This is a genomic window from Amycolatopsis sp. CA-126428 (assembly GCF_002904335.1).
GTDB lineage: Bacteria > Actinomycetota > Actinomycetes > Mycobacteriales > Pseudonocardiaceae > Amycolatopsis.
In genome coordinates, this window is the sequence record NZ_PPHF01000074.1 from 717857 (window position 1) to 724738 (window position 6882).

At 70.9% G+C, this 6882-nt stretch carries 7 protein-coding genes; 4 read left to right on the top strand and 3 right to left on the bottom strand.

The window, feature by feature from the left end; all coding sequences use genetic code 11:
- The first annotated feature begins 118 nt into the window (after positions 1 to 118).
- Together C2L58_RS21625 and C2L58_RS21630 are read left to right on the top strand one after the other, a co-directional pair.
- Positions 119 to 322, top strand: coding sequence for a hypothetical protein (locus C2L58_RS21625; RefSeq protein WP_103339404.1), 204 nt, complete (start codon positions 119 to 121; stop codon positions 320 to 322).
- Positions 323 to 501: 179 nt separating this feature from the next.
- Positions 502 to 1326 carry an alpha/beta fold hydrolase gene (locus tag C2L58_RS21630; protein WP_103339405.1) on the top strand — a complete coding sequence of 275 codons (825 nt, stop codon included), beginning with the start codon at positions 502 to 504 and terminating at the stop codon, positions 1324 to 1326.
- A 7-nt stretch (positions 1327 to 1333) separates the two neighbouring features.
- On the opposite strand, the gene C2L58_RS50515 is transcribed toward C2L58_RS21630, so the two are convergent.
- Both C2L58_RS50515 and C2L58_RS50520 read right to left on the bottom strand, forming a co-directional pair.
- Entirely contained in the window at positions 1334 to 1618 is a 285-nt protein-coding gene (locus C2L58_RS50515; RefSeq protein WP_233225834.1) for a hypothetical protein, read from the bottom strand.
- The gene (locus C2L58_RS50520; protein WP_233225835.1) at positions 1615 to 1983 is read right to left on the bottom strand and encodes an Lrp/AsnC family transcriptional regulator; all 369 of its coding nucleotides are present in this window, start codon (positions 1981 to 1983) and stop codon (positions 1615 to 1617) included. The genes C2L58_RS50515 and C2L58_RS50520 overlap by 4 nt, the downstream gene beginning before the upstream one ends.
- 104 nt (positions 1984 to 2087) lie before the next feature.
- Here C2L58_RS50520 and C2L58_RS21640 point away from each other — a divergent pair, with 104 nt between their 5' ends.
- Positions 2088 to 4772 carry a M20/M25/M40 family metallo-hydrolase gene (locus C2L58_RS21640; protein ID WP_233225849.1) on the top strand — a complete coding sequence of 895 codons (2685 nt, stop codon included), beginning with the start codon at positions 2088 to 2090 and terminating at the stop codon, positions 4770 to 4772.
- 238 nt (positions 4773 to 5010) lie between these two features.
- Positions 5011 to 6195 carry a cytochrome P450 gene (locus C2L58_RS21645; protein ID WP_146073640.1) on the top strand — a complete coding sequence of 395 codons (1185 nt, stop codon included), beginning with the start codon at positions 5011 to 5013 and terminating at the stop codon, positions 6193 to 6195.
- Between the two features lie 104 nt (positions 6196 to 6299).
- On the opposite strand, the gene C2L58_RS21650 is transcribed toward C2L58_RS21645, so the two are convergent.
- Positions 6300 to 6683 (bottom strand): hypothetical protein, encoded by a 384-nt coding sequence (locus tag C2L58_RS21650; protein ID WP_233225836.1) that lies wholly within the window; start codon positions 6681 to 6683, stop codon positions 6300 to 6302.
- Positions 6684 to 6882: the final 199 nt, after the last annotated feature.

Genomic DNA, 6882 nt, shown 5'->3' on the forward strand with positions numbered 1-6882 from the left:
GCTGGCGTGCGTCCGCCCGGCCCCCGGCGGTGCCACCGGAAGCGGCCGATACCGGCGGAGGATCGATGACCACCGCGACTTCTCGAAGCCCCCGTGACCTACGCCCGTTCCCGCGCCGATGAGGCGCCACACGGCCTTACGACCACTCGCGGAGACCGGGTTCGACCTCACCGACGAGCAGCGCTATCACGGTGCCCGGGTGGTGGCGTCGGCGGCGAACGACGCCGACGACTGCGCCTTGCTGCTCGCCGTTCTCGGGCTCGAACCCGCCGACGGGATCGCGGATCCACCGCCGCCGCGGCCCGGGCACCCGGACGGGTGAGCACCGGAGTCAGGGCACCGGGACCGGCCACATCCAGCCGGGTGCCGCCGCCGGCCGGGCGCTCGGCCCGGAAGTGCCCGGCGAGTACCGGAACCGCATCCCCGGCCCTCCCGGCGGCGTAGGGTCGTGGCTGTCGCCGGCGGCGGCGGGAACACCTCGTTCGAACGACGGAGGCACACATGCCGACGATCACCACCGATGACGGTACCGAGATCTTCTACAAGGACTGGGGCACCGGGCAGCCGATCGTGTTCAGCCACGGCTGGCCGCTGTCCGCGGACGACTGGGACACCCAGCTGCTGTTCTTCCTCGGGCACGGCTACCGCGTCATCGCCCACGACCGGCGGGGCCACGGCCGATCCGCCCAGGTCGGCGACGGTCACGACATGGACCACTACGCCGACGACCTCGCCGCGCTGACCGCGCACCTCGACCTGCACGAAGCCGTCCACATCGGACACTCGACCGGCGGCGGGGAGGTCGTGCATCACCTCGCCCGGCACGGCGAATCGCGAGCCGCCAAAGCGGTGCTCGTCAGCGCGGTCCCGCCGCTGATGCTGCGGACCGACGCCAACCCCGGCGGCCTGCCCCAGAGCGTCTTCGACGACCTCCGGGCCCAGCTCGCGAAGAACCGCTCCGAGTTCTACCGGGCACTGCCGTCCGGCCCGTTCTACGGCTTCAACCGAGCCGGCACCGAGCCGTCCGAAGCCATCATCCAGAACTGGTGGCGCCAGGGCATGATGGGCGGCGCCAAGACCCACTACGACGGTATCGCCGCGTTCTCCGAGACCGACTTCACCGAAGACCTCAAGAAGATCACCGTCCCGACACTGGTCATGCACGGCGACGACGACCAGATCGTCCCCTACGCCGACTCCGCACCGTTGTCGGCCGAACTACTGCAGAACGGCACACTGAAGACGTACGCGGGCTTCCCCCACGGCATGCCCACGACCGAAGCCGACACGATCAACGCCGACCTGCTGGAGTTCATCCGGTCCTGACCGACCGCTACGACGACGCCCACGGATCGATGGGCACCACGTCGGTGATCCGGCCCGTGTCGTCGAGCAGGCAGCCCATCTGTCTGGCGGCGTGGAGGGTGACGGCCCGGTCGGTGAGGGTGAGCGCGGGAAGTTTTCCGGCGAGTTCCGCTTCCAGGCGCTGAACGTCGCCGAGGGAGCGCAGCCACAGGGTCATCACCAGGTTGTCCGCTCCGGTGGTCGCGGCGACGGGCCATCCGGTGCTGGGCTGGGCGACCTCGCAGCGCAGGGACAGCAGGCCGCCGCCGATCATCTCGCATCGAGCCGCCAGTGGTTGCCCTCGCCGTAGACGGTGGTGACCACGTGGGTCCGCGTCCCGCGTAGCCCGGGAAGTCGCTGAAGCTTCTCGAAGACGAGCCGGGACAGCGTCGACAGATCGGGAGTCAGCACGGTCAGGAACAGATCCCGGCCACTGCTGACGATCGAGATCGAGGCGATCTGCGGGACACGGCACAGCACCTCCACCGCGTGCGCGCGGGCGGTCGGCCGGAGATCCAGTTCGATGAACGCGTTGCAGTGGTCCTGCGCCCACAGCCTGACTTCGGGATAGGCGGTGACCCGGGCGAATCCGGCCTCGACGAGTCCTGCCGCGCACCCAGGAAAAAGTGCGCACCGCACTCGACGGCCTGCCACTTGAGGTGTCACTCGGGCAAACGCTGAGCTCCGTGACCGCGGTGCTGCGAGCGAACCGGCCGGGTCCGGTTGTGCTGCTGCGCGGGGACATGGACGCCCTGTCCGTGCAAGAGCGCACCGGACTCGGCTATGCGTCCCGGGTCGACGGTGTCGTGCACGCGTGCGGACACGACCTGCACACCGCGATGCTGGTCGGCGCCGCGCACGTGCTCACGGCGAGGCAACACGCGTTGCCCGGGGACGTGATCTTCATGTTCCAGCCCGGCGAGGAGGGCTGGAACGGCTCGGCCGCGATGATCGCCGAGGGCGTGCTGGACGCCGCGGGAAGCGACCGGAGGCAGCCTATGCGCTGCACGTGTTCAGTGCCGCCGTGCCGCACGGGGTGTTCACGGCCCGCCCCGGCACGACGATGGGGGCGGGGGCACCACGGACAACCATTCGCCGCTGGCCGAGTTCGACGACGCGGTCCTGCCGGACGGCGCCGCCGTCCTCGCCGAACTGGCCTTGTGCCGCGGACGGAGCACACTGCCGTGATCGTCCTCGTGCTAGCACTTCGGGGCGGCAGCCGGATCATCCCCGGCTATCGCGACATGGCCCAGGTCTCCGGCTGCGACCGCGAGTCACCGGGAGCCGCCGCGTCCGCGATCGTCCGCGAAGGACCAGTCCGGTGCCGGCGGCTCGTGCGGCGGTGGCAGCGCAAGCAGGGCGGCGATCACCGACAGAGTGCCACCGCGGTGGCTCCACACGGCCTCCTCGGCCGAATCGGCCCTCGTCCGGACCGCCGATGCCTCGTGTTCACCGTGGATCTCGATGCGGTCGCTGAACGCCGGCCACCCATAGGTGCCCACGAGGATCGCCAGCTCGCCACGCTGGTCGTCGAGGTACTGGAACCGGAACCCGCGGGCGATGAGCGCGTGCAACCCCTCTTCGACGGTGGTCACCGGCGATCCCGCTCGTCCGCGGCTCGCCGGGCGGCCTCGGCGGGCCGGTCGGCCGGGGCGGCCGGGGCGGCCGCGCGGACGGGCGCGGCCTGCGCCGACCGGACGCGATCATCCGGTGTCCCGCGGGCGCTTTCGACCCAGCGCACGGTCATGACCGCCTCCGCGGGCCGGTACCAGCGTTGTCGCGAAGACGGGACACAGGTTCTCCACTCTGTTCGGTGCAGCGGACCAGCGTTCCCGATCGACCCGGCCGAGCGGATTCCCGCCGGATGGGACTTTTCGCCGGAGTTTCCGCGTGATCCGGCGGTGCTGTGGCGGAAGCGGAGATGCGCTACGGTGATCGACCGTCGGCGGTGGTGTGGGTCACTTGGGCGGTCTCGGAGCGGCGTCATGGGAACGAGCGGGTCGAAGCCCGGGAGCAAGCCGGAGCGCGAGCGGCTCCGGCACCAGCTGCTCGCCGGCGGCTTCAGCCCGGCCCGGATCGCGGCCGAGATGACCGGTCGCTGGCGGTTCAACCCGCGCCAGGCTTGGCGGTACACCCACGGCCTGTCCCAGACAGCCGTCGCGGACCGGTGCAACGACCAGCTCGGCGACGGCCGGGCGCCGATGACCGGCAAACGGATCAGCGAATACGAGGCATGGCCGCAGCGGGGCATCCGCCCCACGGTGCACGTCCTCGCCCTGCTCGCCCAGGTCTACGGCACGGTGCCCCGCGCCCTCCTCGGCGAGGACGAACTGCCCTTGCTGCCGGAGCCGGAACGGCTCGTGCTCGAGCAGCTCTCGCCGTCCGAAGCGGTGGCCGCTCCCCCAGCAACCGATTCCGGACAGCTCACCGCCGCCGCGGTCCGCGCCGCCGCCCACGCCTCCGGCGCGCACGCCGAACGCGCCGAGGTCACCGAGGTCGGCGCGATCACGCTCGAGCAGCTGGACCACGACGTCGTCGAACTCGCGCGCACCTCCATCCTCACCCAACCCGCCGAGATCTTCGGCGAGCTCGTCCGTGTGCGCGATCGCGTCTTCCAGCTGCTGCAGCGGCGCGCCCACCCGGCTCAGCAGTCGCACCTTTACCTGCTCGCCGGCCAGACGTGCGGGCTGCTGGCGAACGCCAGCATGGAGCTGGGCTGCTACGGTGCCGCCGCCGAACAGTCGCGCGCAGCCTGGGTCTACGCCGAAGTCATCGGCCACGACGGGCTCAAAGCGTGGTTGCGCGGCACCCAGGCGCTCATCGCGTTCTGGTCGGGAAACCCGCGGGAGGCGGCACACCTGGCGAAGGCCGGCCGCGAACACCTGCGGCACGGCACCGGCTTCGTGCGGCTGTGCAACATCGAGAGCCGCGCCTGGGCCCACCTCGGCGACGTCCGCGAGACCCGGAAAGTGATCGGCATGGGACACCACGCGCGTGACCACGTCACCGAGCCCGACGACCTGCACGACCTCGTCGGCGGCGAATTCGGGTTCGACGAGGCCCGGCAGTCCTTCTGCAACGCCGGCGCCTGGGTGCAGGTGGGCCAGCCGGTGCTGGCGATCGAAGCCGCCGAGCGCGCACTGCACCTGTACTCGACGGACGCCGAACGCAGCCGCCGCTACGGCGGCGAAGCATCCACCCGGCTGGAGATGACCGACGGGTACCTGGCCACGCGGGAACTGGACGCCGCCGACGTCGCGCTCGACCCGGTGATCAGCACGTCCGCCACCGCCGGCGTCGCCCACCTGGCCACGCGCCTGTCCGACATCTGCGCCACGCTGGACACCCCGCCCTACCAGAACTCCCGCGAAGCCAAGGAACTCGCCGAACGGATCCGCGCCCATCCGGCCCTGTCCGCCGGCCGGTAAAGCCAGTCTTGCCCGGGGCGGCTGCTGCACCCCAGCCCCGGGTCGCGCAGCTCGCCGCCGAGGGGCGTTCGGAAGCCGGGATCGCGCACAAGACGGTGCCGAACCTCGACACCGTCCGGAACTCGAGCTCATCGCCCGCGACCACGCCTGTCCGGCTACGAGGCCGGATGAGGCGGACTTGCGCCGATCAGCGGTTTTCCGGTCCGGGATCGCCCGATACACCCGGAGGATGAGCGGTATGACGCAGCTCGAACCCGTCGCCTACCCGTTCGGCTCCGCGGCGGGGCTGGATGTCGACCCGGCCTACGCGAAGGCGCGCGACACACCCGGGATGATCCGGATCAGGCTGCCTTACGGTGAGCCCGCGTGGCTGGCCGTCCGCTACGACGACGTCCGGCTCGTGCTGGGTGACCAGCGGTTCAGCCGCGCCATGGCCGTCGAGGCCGACGTCCCGAGAATGGGGCCGGTCAAGCTGGACGCCGGGATCATCGTGAAGGATCCCCCCGACCACACCCGGCTGCGCAAGCTGGTGGCCAAGGCGTTCACCGTGCGCCGGGTGGCGCAACTGCGGCCGCGGATCCGTGAGCTGGCCGAAGAGCTCGTGGACGCGATGACGGCCCGAGGTGCGCCGGTCGACCTGGTGGAGCACTTCGCGTTGTCGCTGCCGGTTGCGGTGATCTGTGAGCTGATCGGGGTGCCGGTGACCGACCGGCCGAAGTTCCGGGCGTGGAGCGACGCGTTCCTGTCCACCAACCGGACCACCGCAGAACAGTTCGCGGCCAACCGGGAAGAGTTCCGCGAGTACACGAGCGGGCTCATCGCCGCCCGGCGCGCGGCCCCCGCCGACGACCTGATGACCGCGTTGATCGAGGCCCGTGACGAACACGACCGGCTCTCCGAGCTCGAACTGATCGACATGTGCCTCGGGCTGCTGGTCGCCGGGCACGAAACCACCGCGTCGCACATCCCCAACTTCGTCGTCGTGCTGCTGGCGCACCCCGAGCGGCTGGCCGAACTGCGTGCCGACCTCGACCTGGTGCCCGCCGCCGTCGAGGAGCTGCTGCGGTTCACGCCACTGAGCTACGGGCCCGGTTTCCCGCGCTACGCCACGGAGGACATCGAAGTGGGCGGCGTGCTGGTGCGGGCGGGAGAACCCGTCGTGGTCAACTTCGCTTCGGCCAACCGGGATCCCCGGCAGTTCCCCGATCCCGGCGAACTGCACTTCGACCGGGAAGAGAACCAGCACCTCGGCTTCGGACACGGCGTGCATCACTGCCTCGGCGCGCCGCTGGCCCGGGTCGAGCTGCAGGAAGGACTGCGGGCGCTGCTGGCCAAGCTGCCCGGCCTTCACATCGCCGGGGACATCGTGTGGAAGATCGAGATGCCGGTACGCGGCGCGCAGCGGATGCCGATCGGGTGGTGACCCGCCGGCTGCCGGGAGGCGGCGATGGACGTTGCGGAGCTTCGCCGGCAGGGAAAGGGCACCCGTAGGCCGCTCTCCTGGCCCGGACGGCCCACGGGTCGCACTCAGATGGTCATCCGCAGGAGGAAAGAGCCGAACTTCTCGTTGATTCGCTTGAGCGCCTCCGAGTTCAGCAAGTCCTTGTCGATCATGCTGTAGTCCCGCAGACCGGACAGGTGCGCGTGGATCCGGCCACCGAAGGCCTCCGGCCGCAACCGGCGGTGCACGAACCACTTCTGGAACCACACCGCCTTCAGTGCCCGGGTGGCCACCTCCGTCACCAGCGACAGCAGGTGCGGCCCGCCGTAGGTGCCGAAGCCGTTCTGGTTGGCCGAATGCACGTACGGGTTGCCGTTGTCCAGCGGCACGCCCAAGGCCGGGTCCAGCAGGATCAGCGCGGCGTCGAGGTAGGCCTCGTACAGCGCGTCGAAGTGCACGTAGCTGGCCACGTCGCGGGGCGCCTGCAGAGCAAAGCCGGGCCCGCGACAGCGGTCCGCGCGGTGGCGACCTCGGTGGCCGCCCGGCCGATGTAGTCGCAGTACAGCGCACCGCCGGACACCTGGTCGAGCGGCCCCGCACCCACCACCTGATCCCGGGCCCGTCCCGGTCGTGCGTGACTACGCCGGGTTCTCCGCGACGGCGAGGTAG